Here is a 22,181-nt window from a genome sequence, read left to right as displayed (position 1 = left end):
AGGAGGATACGAATCACTTGAAAAAAGTGCATCGATTATTATTAATAGTAAGTCTGCTGCTGTGTGCTTGTTCATCTGACAAAAATGAGACAGATTCCACAGAGAAAAAAAGCATCTCAGAAAATTCAATAGTTGCAAAAAGCGAGACTAAAGCTGCTACATCTCAAAAGAATTCAGAACCGGTGTCTTCCTCAACGAACGAAGAACCAAAAGCGCCGATCTATCAAGGAGACTATGAGCTGCCTTTAGCTGGTGCCACTGGCTATGCTTCGGTTTCTTTAGCGGTAAAAAAGGAACCAGAAGCAGCAGCCGAAGTTTTAACGCCGATCAGTCCTGGAACTGCCTACACTATTTTGGGAGAGGAAAACGGTTGGTTGAATATCAAGCTGGATGATACAGTTGGTTGGATTCAAAATCAGTATAGCTTAGTTAATTTGCCGGATATCATTCCTTCAATTATTTACAAGAATACAAATGTGGAGGCGTCAGTTTTTTATTCTTCTGGTCAAACGATTCCAGGGATAACCCACCAATCATTATACAAAAGTAAAGGTTTTAACGAACGTTTGAAAAAAGAGCAGTTTATTATGCCGGTTCTTTTTCCAATGGCGAAAAAGCTGATGGCTATGCAGAAAATGGCTTTAAGTGAAAACAATACCCTAGTGTTGTATGAAGCATTTCGTCCGCTCAGTGTGCAGCTGCAGGTTGCAGAGGCAGTAAAGAATTTAGCTTCAGAAAATCCACAAGTCCTGCAGGGGATCACCCAGCCGCCATGGAGTATCAATTGGTTTATTTCAACTCAGGTTTCTAATCATCAGGTAGGCTATGCGATTGACGTAAGTTTGGCAAAAGTGACGGTATTCTCTGAAGAAAAATATGGAAAACATAGGGTTCGCACGGTGTCGCGTTACGAAGAATATGCGATGCACACCAATATTCACGAATTAAGTGTCCGTTCTGCAATCTTTACTGCGCCTGTCACTGTGCTTTCACCTACTGCTTGGCAGCAAGGAGTCCTTACTCCAGAGGTGAATCAGTTTGAACTGCTGCTGCAAAAATATGCGACGAGTAGCGGATTGACACCGTTAGCATCGGAATGGTGGCATTTTAATGATTTAGACGCCTCGAATCTGCTGGCAGGAAATACTGGTAATGGGGACTATGTATTGACCGAAACGAAAAGTATTTGGATAGAATGATTGGAAGACGCCTTTGATTAGGTGTCTTCTTTTTTAGCGGGAAAAGGAAATCACTCTAGTACATTTCTTAAAAATTTGGTACGCTAATAGGGAAAAGAGGCGAGGAAATGTTAAAAACGGATCGATTTCAAGCGATCATGTCATTATTGGAAGTTAATGGAACGGTGCGCGTCAGTGACATTATGGATAAATTATCAGTTTCTGATATGACAGTACGACGTGATTTGGATGAATTGGAAAAACAAGGCTTATTAGAGCGAGTACACGGCGGAGCGAAATTGAAAGATTTTTATCGTCACGTCGAGCTTTCACATACCGAAAAACAGATTATGCTGCAGACGGAGAAGCAGCGTATCGTAGAAAAAGCCAATGAGCTGATTAACGACGGGGATACGCTTTTTCTTGGACCTGGAACGACGATCGAGCTTCTATCAAAAATTATCCGAGCAGACTCGTTGCGGATTGTGACGAATTGCTTACCTGTTTTTGAAGAGTTAAACAAGCATAAAGGGAATCGGAAAATTTACTTATTAGGCGGTGAATTGCGAGAAACAACGCAATGCTTTGTTGGAGAGATTACCAATAAATCACTGAATGATATGAATTTCCATAAAGCATTCTTCAGCTGCAATGCTCTAAACGAGCAGAAAATTATGACGTCTACATTTGAAGAAGGACAAACCCAGCAAATTGCTTTGAATAATTCTATTGAACGGTTTTTACTAATTGATCATTCTAAGATTGGCAAGCGCGATTTTTCTGTTTACTACAATCTGAATGATGTCACGGCAGTGATTTCAGATGAAGATGAACAGAAGCACTATGAAAAAATTGAAAAAGAAGAAAAATATATTGTTTAAAAATGATTAGCTAAAACACTCTTTAAAGCTCTGAGTAGAGCTTCAAAGAGTGCTTTTTTTGAATTGGTTATACGCAAAAAATCTCCTTTTTCTTTACCCAATTATAATTTTTATAAAATTAATTTTGGTTATTTTTAGCCATGTTTTAGGTGTATCATAGAAGAGAAGTGAATAAAAAAATTGACCAATAATCTTAGCCCAAAAAGAGAGGACACGTATGCCAACGAAACCATTGAGCCAAATCGCACTTTTTAAAATGCACAGGGAGAACCTTCAGAAGAGAATAGTGAAATTTTATGAAGAATCACAGGACGCGGATGCTGTTATCCAATACCTTATTGCCGTGCTGATTCGCCAATGCTTGTGCATCAGTGATTTCTCAGATTTTTGCAGTGAATTAGTCCGAGAAATCTTTCTTTCGGCAGAACCGTCTGATGTGCTGCGAAAGGCTTGTCCCTTGTTCCGTGACTATTTCAGCAGCGTCAAGGAGTGGGAACAGGTCACTCGCCGTTTATATAAAAATAAAAACGAATACCATCGCTACAACAACCGACTGAGCGATTGCAAGAAATATATCTTTAGTAAAACAACCCCGATAGAAGAAACCGATGGGCAGCAATATAAAATTATCTCCACCTTTGAAGACGCTGTTGACAAGCTGCACACCTGGAGTCTGCAAGATGCCGATAAACATTCCTCTTCCATCAAGATCGATGCGGTCTTGGAACTAATGTCTACGTTAACGATCTTTGAAAAGGACGGGATTCGCCGGTTTGTAAAGTTGGAAAACTCCGATATCATGAACTGCACCCGTTATCCTAAGATCAGAAAAGGCGAAGTGGTGGAGGAAATAGAAGCAGAGACTCAGCCAAAAGCAGAAATGACAGCGCTGACAAAAGCTGATGTTAATACGATGTCAGAAAAGGAAAAACTTGAATTCGTGAAGCAGCTTTTACCAGAAGGCATCGTCTTAACCGACACACGAATGGCACAGTTAGAGCAGGAAAAAGAAGAGAATAGTGCACCAGATACGGAAAGTTCTGGAGTCTCGACCAACGAACAAGCCAACGGAGCAAGCCAAGCAGCAGTGAAGGAACCACCAGCCAAGAAGAAATCCTCGATGCCAAGGCCGATGGCTCTCTCAGCTGAAAAATCCCCTTCTATGAACTATAAGAAACCAAAAAGCGCGAAGCAAAAGAAACGAGAAAAGGATGATGAATTGATGAAGCGGACAAAAGTGGGGAAGAGGAATTCGAGGAAACGAAAGAAGCGGAAATAATAAGCATAAATAGGCATAGTGGGATCTGAAGATTGTAGGAGGAGTACGTTAAAAAGTTTGTTTGAATCTAACGTATTTAATCCAGCGACCCTAGTTTTCGTTTAGAGCTTGCATCTTTGTTAGTGCTGTTTATTTTTGTTTGTTTACATTTTGAAGAAAAGTCAGATTTGTTCTATCTAGTTAATTTCATTTTTGGGTGGAGCAGAGGTTTATTTGCTGTGGTATTTTTTCTTTTTCAATAATAGTAAAGCTGTGGTTGGTCGAAGGATAGACAAAAAAATTAAACATTTTTTGTCTGAAAGTGTTTACAAATGTATTTTAAGGTGCTATTCTATAAATGAAATTAGAATATCAGTGGATTGTTACTATTGAATTAGGCAAAAACCGCAAGTAATTGATTGAGGTATCAGTCGATTGTTTGCGGTTTTTTTTGCGGAAATGAGGTGAAAAAAATGTATAGGGTAGTACAAGTATTGAATAACAATATTGCAATTGTCAAAAAGGACCACGAACAGGCTATCGCGATGGGAAAAGGATTGGTATTTCAAAAGAAAAAAGGCGACATGCTGAAGGAGGAGTCGATTCAAAATCTTTTTGTACTAAAAAGTGAAGAATCAAAACAGAATTTTTCTTTCTTATTGAAGGATGTGCCGCTGGATTTCATTACTACTGCTTATGAAATTATAGAAAACGCGATTAAGAATTATCAGTATTCTGTTCAAGAATATATTTACATCACTTTGACCGATCACATTTATTGGAATTATAAGCGTTTGATGAAGGGAGAATACCAGAATAGTTTATTGCCTGACATCAGTGAGCAATATCCGACCGAGTATCAAATTGCTAGAGATGGCCTTCAGATTATTAAAGAACGCTTGGATATTACTTTTCCAGAAGATGAGTTGAAAAATATTAGCATTCATTTTATTAACGCTCAGGGGAAAACACCAGAACCTGTCACACCACCTGCAGATGCTTATAACGAGCAGCAGCGTGTGCTGGAGATCATCGAAGATTCTCTGCGGAAGAGAAACATCGTTCGAACAGAAAAAACGCAAAATTTTTACGATCGTCTAATGATTCATTTGCGCTATATGTTAGAGCGCACGGAAGAAGCTGAAGTGGATGCCTTTGCCGAGAAAATGGAAGCGGATTTAAAAAAGGAGTACCCGGAAGCCTATAGTGTGGCAGAAGAAATGTACCGAATCATCAATGAGAATACAGGATTAAAATTGAATGCGAGTGAAAAGGTTTATTTTACAATTCATATTCAGCGATTACTTTAAATGGAGGAAAAAATCATGAAAAAATTACCAGAGGATTTTATTTTTGGCGGAGCAACGGCTGCATATCAGTGTGAAGGGGCAACGAAGGAGGGCGGAAAAGGAGCTGTCGCTTGGGATGCATTTTTAAAAGAGCAGGGACGATTTAGCCCAGATCCAGCCAGTGATTTCTATCATCAATATCCAATAGACATTGAGCTGTGTGAAAAATTTGGTGTGAACGGATTGCGCTTATCTATTGCGTGGAGTCGGATTTTTCCAGCAGGAACAGGGGAGCCTAACCAAGAAGGCATCGACTATTACCATAATATTTTTAAGGAATGTAAAAAGCATGGGGTGATCCCCTTTGTCACCTTGCATCACTTTGATACGCCCAAAGCTCTATTCGATCAAAATGATTTTTTAAACCGCGAGAACATTGAGGCGTTTGTAGCTTATGCAAAGTTCTGTTTTGAAGAATTTACGGAAGTTGAATACTGGAGCACCTTTAATGAAATTTATCCAGTCGCAACAAACCAATACCTACTAGGGGTCTTTCCTCCAGGGATCAAATTTGATTTCACGAAAATCATCATGTGTCTTCATCATATGATGTTAGCTCACGCGAAGGCAGTCAACATTTTTAAAGACAATGGGTATCCTGGAGAGATTGGCGTAGTACATTCCCTAGAAACAAAGTATGCGAACTCAGATTCTGAAGAAGATCAGCACGCCGCCTTTTTAGAAGATGCCTTATCGATCCGGTTCTTATTGGAAGCCACTTATTTGGGCCGTTACAGCGAAGAGCTGCTAGAGGCCTTGGATGAAATTTGCGCGGCGCAAGATGCTTCTTATGAATTCTTGGAAGAGGATTATCTTGAAATGGAAAAAGCTTCCTTTCGCAATGATTTCCTAGGCATCAACCATTATCAATGTCATTTCTGCAAGGCTTACCAAGGTCCAAATGAAATTTATCATAATGGAACAGGGGACAAAGGGACCTCGGTTTATCGAGTGAATGGCATCGCCGAGCGGGTCTATAAAGAGGGTATCCCCAGAACAGATTGGGATTGGTTGATTTACCCGCAAGGATTGTATGACTTATTGCTGCGGATTAAGCAAGATTATCCTCACTATAAAAAAATCTATATTACTGAAAACGGAATGGGATACAAGGATGATTTTGTGGACGGTGTCATCATGGATACGCCGCGAATCGATTATTTACGACAATATTTAGGGGCATTGAGTGATGCTATTCAAGATGGGGTAAATGTTAAAGGCTACTTCTTATGGTCATTAATGGATATGTTTTCCTGGACCAATGGCTACAATAAGCGTTACGGCTTGTTCTATGTCAATTTTGAAACACAAAAGCGCTATCCGAAAGAATCGGCCTATTGGTATAAATTCGTAAGTGGAACGAAAACGATTATTTAAATGTTTAAGGTGGAGGAAATCGTCTGGAGATTTCTTCCTTCCCCAATCAACAACATGCAAAGGGATATATTTCGTTAGGAGGGAAAAGGATGAATAAAGAGGAATTGCAAATGCTGGGCTTTGAAATCGTGGCTTATTCAGGTGATGCCAGAAGTACCTTAATGACTCTATTAAGTGAAGTACGCCATGGAAACTTCGAGCATGTGGAAGAGGCCTTGAAGGATGCGGATGAAAACCTAAAATTAGCCCACAATTCTCAAACCAAAATATTAGCGGATGAAGCAGCGGGAAGCAACTTGGATATTGGCTTTATTTTCATTCATGGACAAGATCACTTGATGACCACGCTATTATTAAGAGATTTAGTGCAAGATTTTATTGAGCTTTATAAAGAGAAATATCAATAAGGAAAAAGGAGTGGGAGTAAGATGAACGTCATTATTAAACAAATTGAAAAGGGAAAGCCCTTTTTCGAAAAAATCTCGCGAAATATTTATCTAGGAGCTATTCGGGATGGCTTCTTAACGGCAATGCCGGCCATTCTATTTTCTAGTATTTTCATCATGATCGCCGCAATTCCAGAAGTTTTCGGTGTTACTTTACCTGAAGCCGTCTCAACCTGGCTTTGGAAGGTATATGGGTACTCGATGGGAATTGTGGGATTGCTGGTGGCTGCGACAACAGCTCGCTGCTTAGCGGGTTCGATGAATCGCCGATTAGAAGATGGAAAAAGCATCAACGAAGTGTCTGTTATGTTAGCATCAATCGCCGGATTCTTTATGCTGAGTGTCGAGCAGATAGATGGCGGTTTTGCCAGTGATTTTATGGGAACGAAAGGGCTGCTTGCCTCATTTGTTGCGGCATTTCTTACAGTAAATGTCTATAAAATCTGCGTGAAGCGTGATATTACGATTCGCATGCCTAAAGAGGTGCCAGGAACCATTTCGCAAATGTTTCGCGATGTCATTCCTTTCTCTTTCGCGGTTTTTGGTGCCGTCTTAATTGATTTATTGTTTAGAAATGTCTTTCAAAGTTCTTTTGCCCATACGGCGATTACTGCTTTACAGCCGCTTTTTACTGCAGCCGATGGGTATTTAGGGATCGCGATTATTTGGGGAGCGATGGCGTTATTCTGGTTCGTAGGTGTCCATGGTCCATCGATCGTGGAACCGGCAATTGCCGCAATTATTTACGCGAATGTTGAAACCAATCTAATGCTGTTCCAAAATGGAGAACAGGCTTCTAAAGTGTTGACAGTTGGTATGGGGAATTTTGTCGGAACAATGGGTGGAACCGGCGCGACTTTAGTTGTTCCCTTCTTGTTCATGCTCTTTGCCCGTTCGAAGCAGTTGAAGGCAGTCGGAAAAGCGTCCTTTGTGCCAGTAATTTTCGCGGTAAATGAACCGCTATTGTTTGCGGCACCGATGATCTTAAATCCTTATTTCTTCATTCCATTCTTATTAGCACCAATCGTGAATGTTTGGATCTTCAAATTTTTTGTCGATGTATTAAATATGAATAGTTTTATGTATGTCTTGCCATGGGCGACACCGGCACCGATTGGTTTAGTACTAGGAATGGGAGTTGGTGTGCTAGCAATTGTTCTTGCTCTGCTATTAATTGTTGTTGATTCGATTATTTATCTGCCATTTATTAAAGCGTATGACGCCGTCTTAATCGAAGAAGAAAATAAGAATGCACAATTAGAAGAAACGGAAGCCGCAGAAGTTACGACAATAGAAGAAAACAGTGCGGCTGTTGTTGAAGGAATAGATAAGCTGGGTGACGGTAAGCGGGTGCTGGTGCTATGTGCTGGAGCAGGAACTAGCGCCATGTTAGCCAATGCCTTGGAAGAGGGCGCAAAAGAAACAGGAGCTAACCTACAGGCGCAGGCAGGAGCCTATGGGTCACATTATGATATTATGAAAAATTTCGATTTGATCGTTTTGGCTCCGCAAGTAAATTCCTATCTGTCTGATATCACGAAAGATGCGGAAAAAGTTGGCGTTAAAGTGGTTGCGACAAAAGGGGCAGAGTATATCAAATTAACGCGAGATCCCAAAGGAGCGGTTGATTTTGTTTTAGGAGCAATCTAAAGGTTTATAATGATAGATAAAGTATCAAAAAGTGCGCTTCCGATTATCGGAAGCGCACTTTTTGATGCGAATATGGAAGTACAGAATATTCTTAATTTAAAATTAAAATGAATTTCTCAAATTCCTTTATTTTTTCATCAGGGATCATCGAATCAGTAATGAGGTAATCTGTCTCGCTGATGGGATAAAAACCATAAAAATCTTTTTTGCCTAGCTTGTGATGATCTGCAATAATGTATTTCTGTCCGGCACTATTTAAGGCGTATTTTTGCGTCAATCCCTCGTCTTCATTAGAAGTGTAGATCATTGATTGGTCAAGGCCGTTCACTCCAATAAAACTTTTTTGTACATGAATACTAGAAACAAAATCATTGGCAATGGTTCCAACAAATGCCCCGGTTTTACTACGATAAGAGCCGCCTATCAAAATAAGCTCAAATCTTGTATCGTGCTTAAATCTGTTAAAAACATGAATAGAATTTGTAATAATTTTTGCATGCTTTATCTTTAAGAAGTCATACACTAATTCAATAGTCGTTCCAGGGCCTAGAAATATAGTTTCTCCTTCTAATATATTTTCTGCGATAACTTTTGCAACCTCGAGCTTTTCATCTAAATGAATCTCCTTTTTTTCTCTATGACTTAATTCTGTTTGCAATTCGCTGCTGTTTTCGATTATTTTCGCTCCTCCATGAACACGAATAATCAATCCTTTATTTTCCAATTCCTGTAGGTCTCTACGAACTGTCATATCAGCAACTTGTAAATCTTGAATGACATCATTCACTTTTACAATTCTATTTTTATTTAGCAAATCCAGCAAATATTTTTGTCTTTCTTCTTTTATCATGATCGGACTCCTCAACTCGATAAAATAGTGTTGTTTGTATATGTTTGAAATAAACATAAAACATTTGGAGAGAATTGTCAACAAAATCAAAAACAGGTGAATTATCCTATTGACAAGCAATCAAATACCTTATATGATGTGTTTAACAAGAACAAAAACAAACATATTTAAACAAAAAGTTCTTGCTACTTATACGTTTGGAGGGAAAAAAATGAACAAAGAAGAAGTTGCTATGATTGGTTTCGAAGTAGTCGCATTTGCTGGGGAAGCAAGATCTAAATTAATGGAAGCCCTTTCTGAAGCAGAAAGACAAAACTTTCTGCGGGCAGATGAGTTAGTTGAAGAAGCAAACACAAGTTTAATGGCGGCACACAAATCACAGACGCAAATGCTCGCTGCTGAAGCAAGTGGGGAAAGTATTGAGGTAGGTTTTATTATGGTACACGCACAAGATCACTTGATGACAACCATGCTATTAAAGGACACGATGAAGCATTTATTCAATATTTATAAGAAAGCATAAAGGAGTTATTAATTATGAAAACATTAATTAGTCGAATCGAAAAAATGAAACCCGTTTTCGAAAAAATTTCTAACAACCCGTATTTACGAGCAATTAGAGATGGTTTTATTAGTCTCATTCCTGTAATTCTTTTTTCAAGTTTTTTCTTATTAGTAGCTTATGTTCCTAATGCATTTGGTTTTCATTGGGATACCTCAATCGAAACAATTTTGATGAAGGCGTACAACGGATCCATGGGGATTTTAGGTGTGCTGATGGCTGCGACTGTTACTAAAAGTCTAACGGAGAATTTTAATAGTAAGCTTCCTAAGACAAATCAAATTAACAGTACATCAACGATGATTGCCGCGTTTATCGGATTCGTGATTGTTGGCGTAGATCCAATTGAAGGCGGATTTTCTTCCGCGTTTATGGGGACGAAGGGATTGTTAACAGCTTTCATTATTGGCTTTATTGTTCCAAACGTCTATCGCTTCTGTGTGAAAAATAATATTACAGTCAAAATGCCTGAAGAAGTACCAGGAAATATATCACAAACATTTAAAGATCTTATTCCTATTACTTTATCAACCGTCTTTTTCTGGCTGTTTGATTTAGGGTTTCGAGCATTGGCCAATGTCGGCTTTTCAGAAAAAATTATTGAACTATTCCAGCCGATCTTTAGTGCTGCTGATGGGTATTTAGGTTTGGCACTGATTTTTGGAGCGATGGCCTTTTTCTGGTTCGTTGGTATACATGGCCCTTCAATTGTTGAACCAGCAGTTGCAGCAATATACATTACTAACGTAGAAATGAACTTCCACTTATATCAAAGCGGGGAACATGCACCAAAAATTTTATCTCAAGGGATCCAATATTTTGTCGCAACTCTAGGTGGAACAGGCGCGACGTTAATCATTACATTAATGTTCGCATTTCTTGCAAAATCAAAGCAGATGAAAACAATTGGTCGAGCATCTGCAATTCCGGTACTGTTTGGTGTAAATGAACCAATTTTATTTGGAGCACCAATCGTATTAAATCCGATATTTTTCATTCCATTTATTGCTGCGCCGATTGTTAACGTATGGATTTTCAAATTCTTTGTTGATGTTTTAGGTATGAATGGTTTTATTTATAACTTGCCTTGGACCACTCCGGGACCTGTGGGTTTGATTTTAGGGACAGGATTTGCGGGTCTATCGATTGTTTTAATGGCTATTTTGTTAGTGGTAGACTTTCTGATTTATTTCCCATTCTTCAAAGCTTACGATAATGAACTGGTCGCTAAAGAGAATGCAGAAGGAACACTAGCTCAAACCATCGTTGCAGAAGAAAGTGTTGTGGCGGATGAAGTTGCTACTTTGATCAAAACAGAAGGTAGTCAGAAAAATGTTTTAGTTCTCTGTGCAAATGGTGCTACGAGTTCCATGTTGGCGAACGCAATCAAGAAAGGTGCCAAAGAAATGGACGTGGAGATAGATTCCACGGCGATGGCTTATGGTCAGCATAAGGACATAATTAATGAATTTGATTTGATTATTCTAGCTCCTCAAATGGCTTCAATGTTAGGAGAATTGCAAGAAAGTGCCAAAAATTATGACACTAAAACAGTATCTACAACAGGCGCTGAATATGTTGCGTTAGCAAAAGCTCCCGATCAAGCTGTGAATTTTGTCTTTGAGAGCTTAGCATAAAAGGAGGATCTTATGAATAAGTTTCCAGAAAACTTTATTTTTGGTGCAGCCACTGCGGCATATCAAGCAGAAGGAGCCCTTTCTGAAGGGAATAGGGGTAAAAATTATTGGGATGAATATTTGAGTGAACAAGGAATTTTCGATCCGAGTCAAGCGAGTGATTTTTATCATAAATATCCAGAAGACCTAACTCTATGTAATGCATTTGGAATAAATGGCATTCGGATTTCAATTGCATGGTCGCGAATTTTCCCAGATGGAAGCGGAGAGGTTGATCCTGTAGGGGTTACTTTTTATCATCGGTTGATTGATGAGTGCATAGCTAAGGGAGTAGAACCTTTTGTAACATTGCATCACTTTGATACACCGCTGCCTTTATTTAAGAAAGGTGATTGGCTTTCAGCTGAGATGATGTCTGCTTATGTTAATTTTGCAGAGTTTTGCTTCAAAGAGTATGGAGGAAAGGTCAACTACTGGATAACGATAAATGAACCATGGTCAGTGGTAGCGGGGCAATACATCATTGGACACTTTCCGCCGAACTATCGCTACGATATACCAAAAGCCGTTCAGTCCATGCACAATATGATGGTTGCTCATGCTCGAGTAGTTAAGAAGTACAAAGAAGCAAATTATTCAGGTGAGATTGGAATCGTCCATATTCTAGAATCAAAATATCCTATTACAGAGACTGATACAGATAAGCAAGCAGCTTTGAAAGAGCACATCCTAGCAAATCAATTTTTACTGGATGCAACATTCAATGGCAACTATTCAGAGGATACTTTAACGATTCTTACGAATATTCTTAATGAAAACAACGGACAACTAATCACATCTAAAGATGATTTCGAAGAGTTAGTCTTCGCAGCTAAGCATCTAGATTTTTTGGGAATCAATTATTATGCAAGTCATTTTCTTAAGCAATATGACGGAGAATCAAAAATCCATCACAATGGAACTGGTAAAAAAGGGAGTAGTATTTTCGCATTGAAGGGTGTTGGAGAGCGGGTAAATAATCCTGAAATTCCGACAACTGATTGGGACTGGCCAATTTATCCTCAAGGCTTAGAGGATATGCTGTTGCAAATCAAGAACCGTTACCCAAATTATAATAAACTCTATGTTACTGAAAATGGGATGGGCGACAAGGATATTCTTTGCGATGGAAGTGTTGAGGATGACGCTCGAATTGACTATATCAAAGTTCATTTAAACGCTATATTGAACGCTATTGACAAGGGTGTTCGAGTTGAAGGCTATTTCTTATGGTCATTAATGGATGTTTTTTCTTGGACGAATGGGTATACAAAGCGTTACGGACTATTCTACGTTGATTTTGAAACACAAAATCGATACGCCAAGAAAAGTGCATACTGGTATAAAGAAATCAGTGAGCAACGAGTACTTGATTAAGGATGAAAGTTTAAAAGAACAAGTAAAGCAGTATACTTGTTCTTTTTTTAGAGGTTATTTACGAAAGGATGGAAACAAAAATGCGTGTAGTAATTGGTTCAGACAGTGATGGCATGAGACTTAAGGAAGTAATCAAGAAAGTCCTGATCGATAGAGGATTTACAGTAGTAGACAAAAGTGAAATCGCTTCGGAGGATTTTGTCGAATCAACGTTGGCAATCGCCAATGATTTGAATGAAAACGAAGGCAGCTTAGGCGTGGCGATTGATGGCTACGGTGCTGGCAGTTTTATAACCGCAGTGAAGGTAAAGGGCATGGTAGCCGCGGAAGTTTCTGACGAACGCAGTGCCTATATGACAAGAGAACACAACAATTCTCGCATGATAACGTTAGGAGCAAAGATCGTCGGCGATGAATTGGCACTAAACATAGTTAGAGAATTTTTACAAGCGAACTACGACGGCGGACGTCATCAAGTGCGTGTCGATATGTTAAATAAAATGGCGTAGAAAAATAAGAAGGGATGAATAAAATGAAAATCGCAATCGGCTGTGACCACATCGTCACAGATACAAAAATGGCTGTATCAGATTTCTTAAAATCAAAAGGACATGACGTGTTGGATATGGGGACCTATGATTTTACTCGTACTCATTATCCGATTTATGGAAAAAAAGTAGGTGAAGCGGTAACGAACGGTGAAGCGGATCTAGGGGTTTGCTTATGCGGAACTGGCGTCGGGATAAATAATGCGGTCAATAAAGTTCCAGGTATCCGCAGCGCATTGGTGCGGGATATGACCACCGCGATTTACGCGAAGGAACAGCTGAACGCAAATGTCATTGGCTTTGGTGCACGAATCACAGGAGAATTTTTGATTTGCGATATTTTAGAGGCGTTCATTCAGGCGGAATATCAAGAAACGGAAGAAAATAAGAAGCTGATCGCGAAAATCGATCATGTTGAAAAAGCCAGCGCTGACCAGTCAGATCCGCATTTCTTCGATGAATTCATCGAAAAATGGGATCGCGGCGAATACCACGATTAAGCAGGTGGCGCAATGATTCTTACAATTACAATGAATCCTTCGATTGATATTTCTTATCCTTTGGAAGATTTCAAGCTAGATACTATCAACCGGGTGAAGAACGTTCGTAAAACGGCGGGCGGCAAGGGATTGAATGTTACCCGCATCTTGAAACAACTGGATGCGGAGGTAGTAGCTAGCGGCTTAATCGGTGGATTTTTAGGCGAAGAGATAAAAAAAGATTTAAAGAACAATCAAATTGCTCATGATTTTCTGCCGATCAGTGGAGAAACGAGAAACTGTATCGCTGTTTTACACGACGGTCAGCAAACGGAAATCTTAGAAAGCGGTCCAGTCATTTCAAAAGAAGAAGCACAGGTATTCTTGAAGCATTTTGGACGATTAGCGACCAAGGCAGATATTCTATCTTTTTCCGGTAGTTTACCCGAAGGCTTGCCAATCGATTTTTACAGTCAGATGCTGCAGATTTGTCAAGAAAAACCAGTTGTTTTGGACTGCTCTGGGGAAGCTCTAACAGAGGTCCTTAAAGGGGAAGTTAAGCCGCGTTTAATCAAACCAAACACCGAGGAATTAGCCGGATTATTGGGGCGCAGGATTTCAACAGACATTGAAGAACTAAAAGCCGCTTTGACAGACCCAATATTTACAGGGATCGAGTGGATCGTCGTTTCTATGGGTGGAGACGGGGCGTTTGCTAAACACCACAAGAAGTTTTATCGCGTAACGATTCCAAAAATAGCTGTCGTCAATCCTGTTGGTTCTGGCGATGCGACGGTTGCCGGCTTGACTGCCGCGATTGAAAAAGGTTCTTCAGATGAGGATGTCCTGAAACAAGGAAATGCCTTAGGGATGTTAAACGCACAAGAAGCAACAACGGGACATATTGAGTTAGCCAATTATCAAGCATTATTCGATCAGATTCTAGTCACGGAAATATAGGAGGATATACAGATGAACGAAGAAAAACGTCAATTTATCAAACAGTTATGCAACGAAGAGGGTGTGATCGGGGCTCTAGCCATCGACCAACGGGGGGCCTTGAAGAAGATGATCACGAAATTCAAGGGAAGCGATGCTGAAGAATCAGAAATCATCGAATTCAAAGAAATCGTTTCTTCTCAATTAACGAGATACGCGTCATCGATTCTTTTAGATCCAGAATATGGTTTACCAGCGGCTGATGCTCGAGCAGAAAATGCCGGCTTATTATTAGCCTATGAAAAAACCGGCTATGATGCTTCTACTCCCGGACGTTTACCAGATTTATTGTCAATTTGGTCAGTGAAGCGATTGAAAAAGGCTGGCGCGGATGCTTGCAAGTTCTTATTATATTATGATGTCGATGAATCTGAAGAGATCAACAATCAAAAACATGCCTTCATCGAACGGATCGGCTCAGAATGTCAGGCAGAAAATCTGCCCTTTTTCTTAGAATTAGTTTCCTATGATGCAACTATTTCTGATGCTGCTTCAAGAGAGTATGCAGTGGAGAAACCTCATAAAGTCATCGAAATGATGAAGGAATTCTCCGACCCTCGCTATGGCGTCGATGTATTGAAGGTAGAAGTTCCCGTTAATATGAATTATGTGGAAGGGTATGCTGCTGGAGAAGTCGTTCATACGAAAGCAGAAGCTGCGAACTTCTTCAAAGAACAAGCCGAAGCGACGAGCTTACCATTTATCTTCTTAAGTGCCGGTGTAAAAGCAGCGCTGTTCCAAGAGACGCTGCGCTTTGCGAAGCAGTCTGGATCAACTTTCAATGGGGTACTTTGTGGTCGCGCGACATGGGCTGATGGCGTAGAAAGCTACATTACCAATGGCAAAGAAGCCGCCATCGGATGGATGAACACTCAAGGACGTAAAAATATTGAAGAATTAAATGCTGTATTGAAGGAAACAGCAACTCCTGTGAAGCAATTGGCTGGAACATTAGCATAATAAAAAAACTCCTGGATTGAACACTAGATCGATCACCAATGGTTTGACCAAAAAGTGAACTTTTGATGGTCACTACATACTGGTGTCTTGTCTGGGATTTTTTTATTTGATGGACGCGAATGATCTGCCTTCAGCTTCTTTTCACTTTATAATGGGAGAGCTGAAAGGTCCTGTGTCATGAACGAATTGATGGCTCTAATATTTTGCATTAAAAAATAGAACGTCTCAAGCTGTATGAGGCGCTCTATTTGATTTGAAACGATTCTTCAAAAAAAGTTTGTCGTAATACTTAAAAAACAAACGATAAACATTTTATCTTCTTTAGTCTATAGGAAAGTCGTGATGATACTTCCAACAACGATCAACGTCAAGCCAATCAGTGTATAGCGTGTTTCTTTTGGTGATTTCTTTTCCTTCAAGATGTACATGCCGCCTAAAGTCGAAATAACGACATTCAACTGCGTGATGACATAAGCAGTTGCCACACCGTTTCCTTTAGCAGAGAAAATATAAGCAAAGGCGGAGATGCTGAAGATTACCCCAACGATTATCGCTTTCCAGCTCTTATCATTTCCAAAAGCTTTTGGCTGTTTCAGAATCACATAGACGGTCGCCGCTAAAAACACTCCCAGCATTTGCGGGAAGAAAATAGCTTCTCCGGAAGCGTCTACCAGATTTGGCAACGCGCTGTATACCCAATATCCTACACTTGTAGTTACTAAAATCAACAAGCCCTTGGTTTTGCCGCTGCCCTGATCCGGTCCATCGGTGACTGCAGTCAGAGCAGCGCCGACAATCAAGATACCAATAGCCACAAAGCCGATGATCCGTGCGGTCGTTCCTGGCCATTCACCAAATAGGAAAACCCCGATTAGCGAGGTTCCGATCAGTTGCAAGCCTGTCGAGATCGGCATTGTTCGGGAAACTCCTAGCAAGTTAAAGGCGGTGTATTGTCCGGTTTGGCCAATCACCCAAAAGGCCCCTGACATTAAGGCAATCAAAAAAGTGCTAATAGATAGCGATTGATCGGAAAAGAAAAAGTAAACAAACAATCCGACGATCAGGGTACCGATCCCTGTTCCCAAAATCTCATTGGTGGGACGTCCGCCGATTTTTTTCAAAATCAGCGGCTGAATCCCCCAGCCAATCGCGGGGATCAATGCAATCAAAATATTCATGTGTTTCACTCCGTTCTATTTTTAGCCTCGTCCGCCCTGAAAGGCAGGGTACAAGGTCATTCCGCCATCAACAAATAGGGTGATTCCGGTCACATAGCTTGATTCTTCTGATGCCAGCCACGCAGCGGCAGCGGCTACTTCGCTAGGGTCCCCGATACGCTGCATTGGCACCATGCTAGTAGTGGTTTCCAACTGTTCTTTGTCTTCAAATTTCTTAGCATTGATGGGTGTATTAATCGCACCTGGTCCGATGCAGTTCACGCGAATGCCTTGCTGAGCATACTCCATCGCAATCGATTCAGAGAACAATTTCACACCGCCTTTTGAAGCTGCATAGTGAGCAAAAGTTGGCCACGGAACCTTTTCGTGAACGGAGGACATATTGATGATATTGCCAGGCTTGTCTTCTTTTAGAAAATAATTAATCACCGCTTTGCTTCCTAGAAAGACGCCAGTCAGGTTAACATCAAGCACCTTTTGCCAGTCTTCCAAGGACAGTTCATGAGTCTTATGGTGATTCTCCATGCCGGCATTGTTGATCCACAGATCCAGTCCGCCAAATTCCTTTAGCGCCGCATTTAACAGTTCTTCCACACCTTTCTCGGTTCCGACATCCGCCTGGACGGCCAGCGCTTTACTACCTTGTGCTTTGATTTCTTCGACAACTTCCTGCGCGCCTTCTTCATCTGAATGGTAATTAACCACCACATTCATTTGTTCTTTTCCAAGTCGCTCAGCGATCGCTGTTCCGATTCCTTTTGATCCGCCGGTGATTACAACTGTCTTATTCTTTAAATCTGTGTACATAATAGCGTTCCTCTTTCAAAATTATTTTTTTGTTCCTTTTTACTTTACCGACTTTTTCTTGATGCTGCTAAAAATTTGCTCAAGCGGCACCTCCTTGAGAGAAAAGCGACTCATTAAAGCGCCCCGTTCAATGGATAGTAAAAATAATTAAAGAAGTCATAAAAAAGTTTGATTAAAAGGCGGAAACGTAGAAATGGATTTTGATAAGAAGAGGAGATATATGTATTTGCCTATATGAAAGAGGAAATCTTGTCGGTATTATGGATGCGGCGATTTAAATGAAAAAGAACAAGGAATACAAATTTTCTTACTAAAAGACTGATATAAAAAATACTGAGACGAATAGACAGCTGAAGTGACCCCAAAAAGTTAGACTTATTTCGGAGTAGAGAAATCTACTCCGTTTTTTGTTTGTTAACATGGCAATTACGCCGCTTTCTGTGCAGCTTTTCGAAATTGAACAGGGCTTTTCCAATTCAATTTCTGTTTCATCCGGTGATTGTTGTAGTAATAGATATAGTCATCAATCGCCGTTTTTAGTTCATCAAAACTGTGATAGGTTTCCCCATGAAAGATTTCTTGTTTTAGAAGACTGAAGAAGTTCTCCATGATTGAATTATCTAAACAATTTCCTTTGCGAGACATACTTTGAAAGATTTTCTGTTTCTTTAGTTTTTGCCGATAGGACTTCATTTGATAAGCCCAACCTTGATCCGAATGGAAGGTGCGACGATAGGGGCAATCAGCCGTGATCGCGATCGCTTCTTCTAAACCTTCCATAATTGCCAAGGCATTCGGCTTTTCTGAAATGCGGTACGAAAGAATCTCGCTATTATACATGTCCATGAACGGGTCTAGGTATAACTTTCTTTGTCGGATCACGCCTTTGGTATCTATTTCAAAATACTTGAATTCTGTTGTATCTGTCGTAATTTTTTGATGACAAATACTCGTATAAAAATGACGACGAATCCGGTTTTTCGCCACTTTTCCAATCTTTCCTCGATAAGAATTATAGCGACGTGATTTACGTGTGTAGGAACGGACTTCGATCCCTAGCTTTCGAATCAAACGTTGAACTTTCTTTTTATTGACATGAAATCCGCGATTTTTTAGTTCATTCGTCATTCGTAAACAGCCATAATTTTTATGTTCTTTACGAATACGAAGCATTTCGGCTTCGATTCCTTGATCGGGATTGTCTCTGTCAAATCGTTTTTGCCAGTACATAAACGTCGCTTTAGGAAAGTTTAACGTCTCAAGAAGCTCAACTAATTTGAATGATCCTCGGAGGCTGTTGATGATTCGTGCGATTGATTCGTTCGTCTTTGTTGGGCTTCCTGTTTTCGCAGCTTCCTCAGCTCTTTTAAAAAGGCATTCTCAATCTGAAGGGAACGCACTTGTTTTTCTAATTCTTTAATACGGTCTCGTTCTTCCGGTGTTGACTCAATTGAACGCTTCTTTTTCTGTTCTTTTTTCTCAGCCAAGGTAGATGGACGTCCTTTCGTTTTTGTGAGTCCATCGATACCATCATCCCGAAATTTTCTCATCCAACTGGCAATGAGAGACGGATTATTCATTTTAAGTACATTGGCAATTTCACGATAAGACAGCTCACTAGTTTGATATAACTCTATCGCATCCAACTTAAATTGAACAGAATAATTCGCATTTTTACGTTTTCTGAGAAGACCTTCTTCGCCAAATTCCCGGTAGGAATTCACCCAATCTAGTATTTGTTTCCTATCCTTAACCGAATGTATCTTTGCTAAATAGCTATAACCTCCTTTCCCATCTAAGTATTCTTGAACGACTTTCAATTTGAATTCAAAACTATATTTAGCCATAAAAAGTACCGACCTCCAAGAGTTAGATTTTGGTCTAACTTTTGGGGGTCGGCTCAAGCCCCAGCATTTTTTTACATTTTTCTATCAATTTTTATTGTACTGTAGAATAGGCGTTAAATCCGATTCCTTCATCTTTCCAGCCAACTTTGATTAAATGATCTCGCTCGCTTTTTAATAACGTGAAATGATGTGCGCCAGCTTTGGCATTCGGATTATACAGACGATAAACGGGTTCTCCGAGCGTTGCAGGCATAACAAGACTGATATTATCATCATGCCAGCCAACTTTAATTAAATGCTCTTTCTCGTCCTGAAAAGCGGTGTAATGATGATCGCCGGCGTTTGGATTATATACGCGATAAACATAGGCTACTTTAATCGTTGTGGTATACCCCTGACCATAAAAACCGATCCCTTCATCGTTCCAACCAAAGTTCACTAATGTTGCTCTTTCATAATTACTAGGGGTAAAAAGATGTTCGCCAGAATTCGGATTATAGAGTCGGTAGATGGCGTGTCGTGGCGATGCTTCGACAGAAGTCTCAGCAGGTGTCTCAGCAGATGCTTTTGAACCGAAGCCGCCAACTCCTAACAAACAGACCCCAACCAACAGTATCATCATAAGTAGCGAGCGATTTTTTTTCTTCATTTATAACTCCTCCAGACATTTCTTTAAATAAATGGCAGTTCAACTAACTGCAATTTCCCAGCTTATCGAATTTGTTCAATCACCAATGAAAACACTTTATATAATTATATTACAATAATTTTTATGAATAAAACACAAATAACAAATAAAGTTTATTTACCTTCGTAAATACACATTTTAGAATATTTGATCAGACGATAATTTTTAATGTTGATAAAAATCAAAGAAAATTCACAAAAAGAAAATAGATTTGGTGAACGGACTGTACTATTCTAAAAGGAATAAGAAAGCCAAGGAGTGAAGTTAAAATGCGTGTATTAGTGGTTGAAGACAATCGTGAATTGGCCTTGTCGATAAAAAAAGGTTTGGAGCAGGAAAATATTTCAGTGGATCTGGCCTACGACGGAGAAGCAGGGGAAGAGAAGGCCTTTGTGAATGCTTATGACGGGATTTTATTGGACTTAAATTTACCTAGAAAAGACGGTTTGGCTGTTTTACAAAGCTTAAGAGCATCTGCAGTAGAGAGTCCCGTTATCATTATCACGGCTCGTGACGAGATTGAAGAACGGGCGAAGGGGCTAGATTTTGGTGCGGATGACTATTTAGTGAAGCCTTTCGAATTATTAGAATTAAATGCGCGGCTACGTGCAGTCGTTCGACGGTATCATGGACGTTCGTTACCGCAAGTTAAAGTAGGGGCGCTGACTGTAGATCCTGTGTGCCGAAGAGTGGATTACCAACAAAAGGAAATCTTGTTAAAACCGAAGGAGTTCGATATTTTACTCTGTATCGCGCAGCGCTATCCAGCCGTCGTTTCATCAGAGGAAATCTCTGAACACGTTTACGATGAGAACTATGACCCCTTTTCGTCAGTGTTAAGGGTTCATTTGGCACGTTTGAAGAAGAAATTGTCTGAAGGAGCGGAGAAAGAAATTCTGAAAACCATTCGAGCAAAGGGGTATCAATTATGCGAGTAAACCTAAAAATGACAGTCACAATGCTACTGTTTTCCTTACTTGTCACAGGAGCAATTCTAGCCAGTTTTTTCCTACTGCGAAACAATATTCAAGGCGTTAGTATCTCTTCCTCATTCTCAGAAGACATGTTTTTAATGGAGTCGGAATCAACATCTCCGATAGAAACGAAAGGAGATGCTTCCGAAGCCGAAAATGCGCAGGTCGTGAATGTCTCCATGCTGGATAAAGCTTATCAAAATGAACTGTTCAAGTATTTACCGACGATTGCTTTAGTGATTTGCTCTGCAGTTTTACTACTGACTTTTTTATTATGGGTTATCTTACGCAAGATTTATAACAACCATATCTTAGCAATTACTCATGAATTAACTTTTATTGACCAATTGCCGAAAAATACGATAAAGGACAAGGTGCTTAGTGAAGCCTTCAACAAGCTGAAGGACAGATTTGATCGTCATTTAGAAGATTATCGACGGTTGAACAGTTACTTGACTCATGAACAAAAAAATGCCATCGCTATTTTACGGACTAATTTGGAAATTGAGCGTAAGCAAAAGGAAAACCAACAGAATTTAGCACTATTAGACCGCTTGACCGATAGCATTGACGACATTCTAACACTCTCTAATAATACGAATGATTTAGAGGATGAAATGGTGGATGTTTCCTTAGTCTGTGCAGAAGTTTGCGACAGCTATAAAAAGAATTATCCTGATCTAATTTTTGAGTTCAATGAGCAGGATACTACTCTCATCCATGGACGGGACCGATGGATTTATCGCGCAGTTTCAAACTTAGTGGACAATGCCATAAAATACGGGAATGGAAAAGTAGTAACAGTATCTATTTCGAATACGAAGGGCATTGTAGTGATTCGAGTGAAGGACAATGGTATGGGGATTCCGCAAGAAAAGCAGTCCGCAATTTTTTCTCATCGCTATCGTATCAACGGATTGAAACAAGACGGCTACGGAATCGGTCTTTCTGTAGTTTCACATGTCTGTGATTTGTGTCGCGGATTTGTCTATTTGGAAAGTGAAGAAAAACGAGGCTCTACATTCTATCTGAGTTTTCCTAGTGTGGGTTAACATTCAGTTAACAATGTATTTGCTACTATACACTCATAGGAGGAG

20 protein-coding genes and 2 pseudogenes are annotated in these 22,181 nt (G+C 39.9%); 17 read left to right on the top strand and 5 right to left on the bottom strand.

Features of this window, described 5'->3' with window-relative positions:
* Positions 1-26 precede the first annotated feature (26 nt).
* The 8 genes and pseudogenes from J9537_RS15945 to J9537_RS20885 all read left to right on the top strand — a co-directional run.
* The gene (locus J9537_RS15945; protein WP_083284994.1) at positions 27-1,199 is read left to right on the top strand and encodes a M15 family metallopeptidase; all 1,173 of its coding nucleotides are present in this window, start codon (positions 27-29) and stop codon (positions 1,197-1,199) included.
* A gap of 107 nt (positions 1,200-1,306) precedes the next feature.
* On the top strand, positions 1,307-2,059 hold the full coding sequence (locus J9537_RS15940) for a DeoR/GlpR family DNA-binding transcription regulator (RefSeq protein ID WP_070509843.1): 753 nt from the start codon (positions 1,307-1,309) through the stop codon (positions 2,057-2,059).
* 217 nt (positions 2,060-2,276) lie between these two features.
* On the top strand, positions 2,277-3,338 hold the full coding sequence (locus tag J9537_RS15935; protein WP_218257655.1) for a glycosyltransferase family 1 protein: 1,062 nt from the start codon (positions 2,277-2,279) through the stop codon (positions 3,336-3,338).
* A 452-nt stretch (positions 3,339-3,790) separates the two neighbouring features.
* Entirely contained in the window at positions 3,791-4,627 is an 837-nt protein-coding gene (locus J9537_RS15930) for a PRD domain-containing protein (protein WP_070537638.1), read from the top strand.
* 15 nt (positions 4,628-4,642) lie between these two features.
* Entirely contained in the window at positions 4,643-6,043 is a 1,401-nt protein-coding gene (gene lacG, locus J9537_RS15925; RefSeq protein ID WP_070509241.1) for a 6-phospho-beta-galactosidase, read from the top strand.
* Positions 6,044-6,132: 89 nt separating this feature from the next.
* Positions 6,133-6,450: a PTS sugar transporter subunit IIA gene (locus J9537_RS15920; protein WP_070509244.1), complete on the top strand. Its 318-nt coding sequence runs from the start codon at positions 6,133-6,135 to the stop codon at positions 6,448-6,450.
* A 21-nt stretch (positions 6,451-6,471) separates the two neighbouring features.
* A pseudogene (locus J9537_RS15915) lies at positions 6,472-7,732 on the top strand (PTS transporter subunit EIIC); the annotation flags it as partial.
* A gap of 104 nt (positions 7,733-7,836) precedes the next feature.
* Positions 7,837-8,139: pseudogene (locus J9537_RS20885) on the top strand (lactose/cellobiose PTS transporter subunit IIB); the annotation flags it as partial.
* A 91-nt stretch (positions 8,140-8,230) separates the two neighbouring features.
* Here the strand turns inward: J9537_RS20885 and J9537_RS15910 are convergent.
* Positions 8,231-8,989 (bottom strand): DeoR/GlpR family DNA-binding transcription regulator, encoded by a 759-nt coding sequence (locus J9537_RS15910; RefSeq protein WP_070509248.1) that lies wholly within the window; start codon positions 8,987-8,989, stop codon positions 8,231-8,233.
* Between the two features lie 211 nt (positions 8,990-9,200).
* Here J9537_RS15910 and J9537_RS15905 point away from each other — a divergent pair, with 211 nt between their 5' ends.
* The 7 genes from J9537_RS15905 (at position 9,201) to lacD (ending at position 15,590) form a co-directional block, all read left to right on the top strand.
* Positions 9,201-9,512, top strand: coding sequence for a PTS lactose/cellobiose transporter subunit IIA (locus J9537_RS15905; protein WP_070509250.1), 312 nt, complete (start codon positions 9,201-9,203; stop codon positions 9,510-9,512).
* Between the two features lie 14 nt (positions 9,513-9,526).
* Entirely contained in the window at positions 9,527-11,188 is a 1,662-nt protein-coding gene (locus J9537_RS15900) for a lactose-specific PTS transporter subunit EIIC (RefSeq protein WP_070509252.1), read from the top strand.
* Between the two features lie 12 nt (positions 11,189-11,200).
* The gene (gene lacG / locus J9537_RS15895) at positions 11,201-12,604 is read left to right on the top strand and encodes a 6-phospho-beta-galactosidase (RefSeq protein WP_070509254.1); all 1,404 of its coding nucleotides are present in this window, start codon (positions 11,201-11,203) and stop codon (positions 12,602-12,604) included.
* Between the two features lie 80 nt (positions 12,605-12,684).
* The gene (gene lacA, locus J9537_RS15890; protein ID WP_070509266.1) at positions 12,685-13,113 is read left to right on the top strand and encodes a galactose-6-phosphate isomerase subunit LacA; all 429 of its coding nucleotides are present in this window, start codon (positions 12,685-12,687) and stop codon (positions 13,111-13,113) included.
* Positions 13,114-13,136: 23 nt separating this feature from the next.
* A complete protein-coding gene (gene lacB / locus J9537_RS15885; RefSeq protein WP_070509256.1) occupies positions 13,137-13,652 on the top strand; it encodes a galactose-6-phosphate isomerase subunit LacB in 516 nt (171 codons plus the stop codon).
* Between the two features lie 12 nt (positions 13,653-13,664).
* Entirely contained in the window at positions 13,665-14,591 is a 927-nt protein-coding gene (gene lacC, locus J9537_RS15880) for a tagatose-6-phosphate kinase (protein ID WP_070509258.1), read from the top strand.
* A gap of 12 nt (positions 14,592-14,603) precedes the next feature.
* Positions 14,604-15,590 (top strand): tagatose-bisphosphate aldolase, encoded by a 987-nt coding sequence (gene lacD / locus J9537_RS15875; protein WP_070509260.1) that lies wholly within the window; start codon positions 14,604-14,606, stop codon positions 15,588-15,590.
* A 326-nt stretch (positions 15,591-15,916) separates the two neighbouring features.
* Here the strand turns inward: lacD and J9537_RS15870 are convergent, their stop codons facing one another.
* The 4 genes from J9537_RS15870 to J9537_RS15855 all read right to left on the bottom strand — a co-directional run bounded on the left by J9537_RS15870 (position 15,917) and on the right by J9537_RS15855 (position 20,071).
* Entirely contained in the window at positions 15,917-16,768 is an 852-nt protein-coding gene (locus J9537_RS15870; protein ID WP_070509262.1) for a GRP family sugar transporter, read from the bottom strand.
* A 21-nt stretch (positions 16,769-16,789) separates the two neighbouring features.
* Positions 16,790-17,575: a glucose-1-dehydrogenase gene (locus tag J9537_RS15865; RefSeq protein WP_070509264.1), complete on the bottom strand. Its 786-nt coding sequence runs from the start codon at positions 17,573-17,575 to the stop codon at positions 16,790-16,792.
* Positions 17,576-18,001: 426 nt separating this feature from the next.
* Positions 18,002-19,422 (bottom strand): IS3 family transposase gene (locus tag J9537_RS15860; protein WP_376713219.1). Its coding sequence is split into 2 segments (ribosomal slippage): positions 18,002-18,945 and positions 18,945-19,422, totalling 1,422 coding nucleotides; the frame shifts between segments, so codons are not numbered across the junction.
* A 91-nt stretch (positions 19,423-19,513) separates the two neighbouring features.
* The gene (locus J9537_RS15855) at positions 19,514-20,071 is read right to left on the bottom strand and encodes a hypothetical protein (RefSeq protein ID WP_070509486.1); all 558 of its coding nucleotides are present in this window, start codon (positions 20,069-20,071) and stop codon (positions 19,514-19,516) included.
* A 308-nt stretch (positions 20,072-20,379) separates the two neighbouring features.
* Here J9537_RS15855 and J9537_RS15850 point away from each other — a divergent pair, with 308 nt between their 5' ends.
* Together J9537_RS15850 and J9537_RS15845 are read left to right on the top strand one after the other, a co-directional pair.
* Positions 20,380-21,048 carry a response regulator transcription factor gene (locus J9537_RS15850; protein ID WP_070509485.1) on the top strand — a complete coding sequence of 223 codons (669 nt, stop codon included), beginning with the start codon at positions 20,380-20,382 and terminating at the stop codon, positions 21,046-21,048.
* A complete protein-coding gene (locus J9537_RS15845; protein ID WP_070509484.1) occupies positions 21,039-22,136 on the top strand; it encodes a sensor histidine kinase in 1,098 nt (365 codons plus the stop codon). The genes J9537_RS15850 and J9537_RS15845 overlap by 10 nt, the downstream gene beginning before the upstream one ends.
* The last annotated feature ends 45 nt before the right edge of the window (positions 22,137-22,181 follow it).

This window comes from Enterococcus raffinosus (assembly GCF_019175485.1).
In the GTDB taxonomy this organism is placed as follows: Bacteria; Bacillota; Bacilli; order Lactobacillales; family Enterococcaceae; genus Enterococcus_A; species Enterococcus_A raffinosus.
This window is presented reverse-complemented; position numbering and strand designations above follow the sequence as displayed.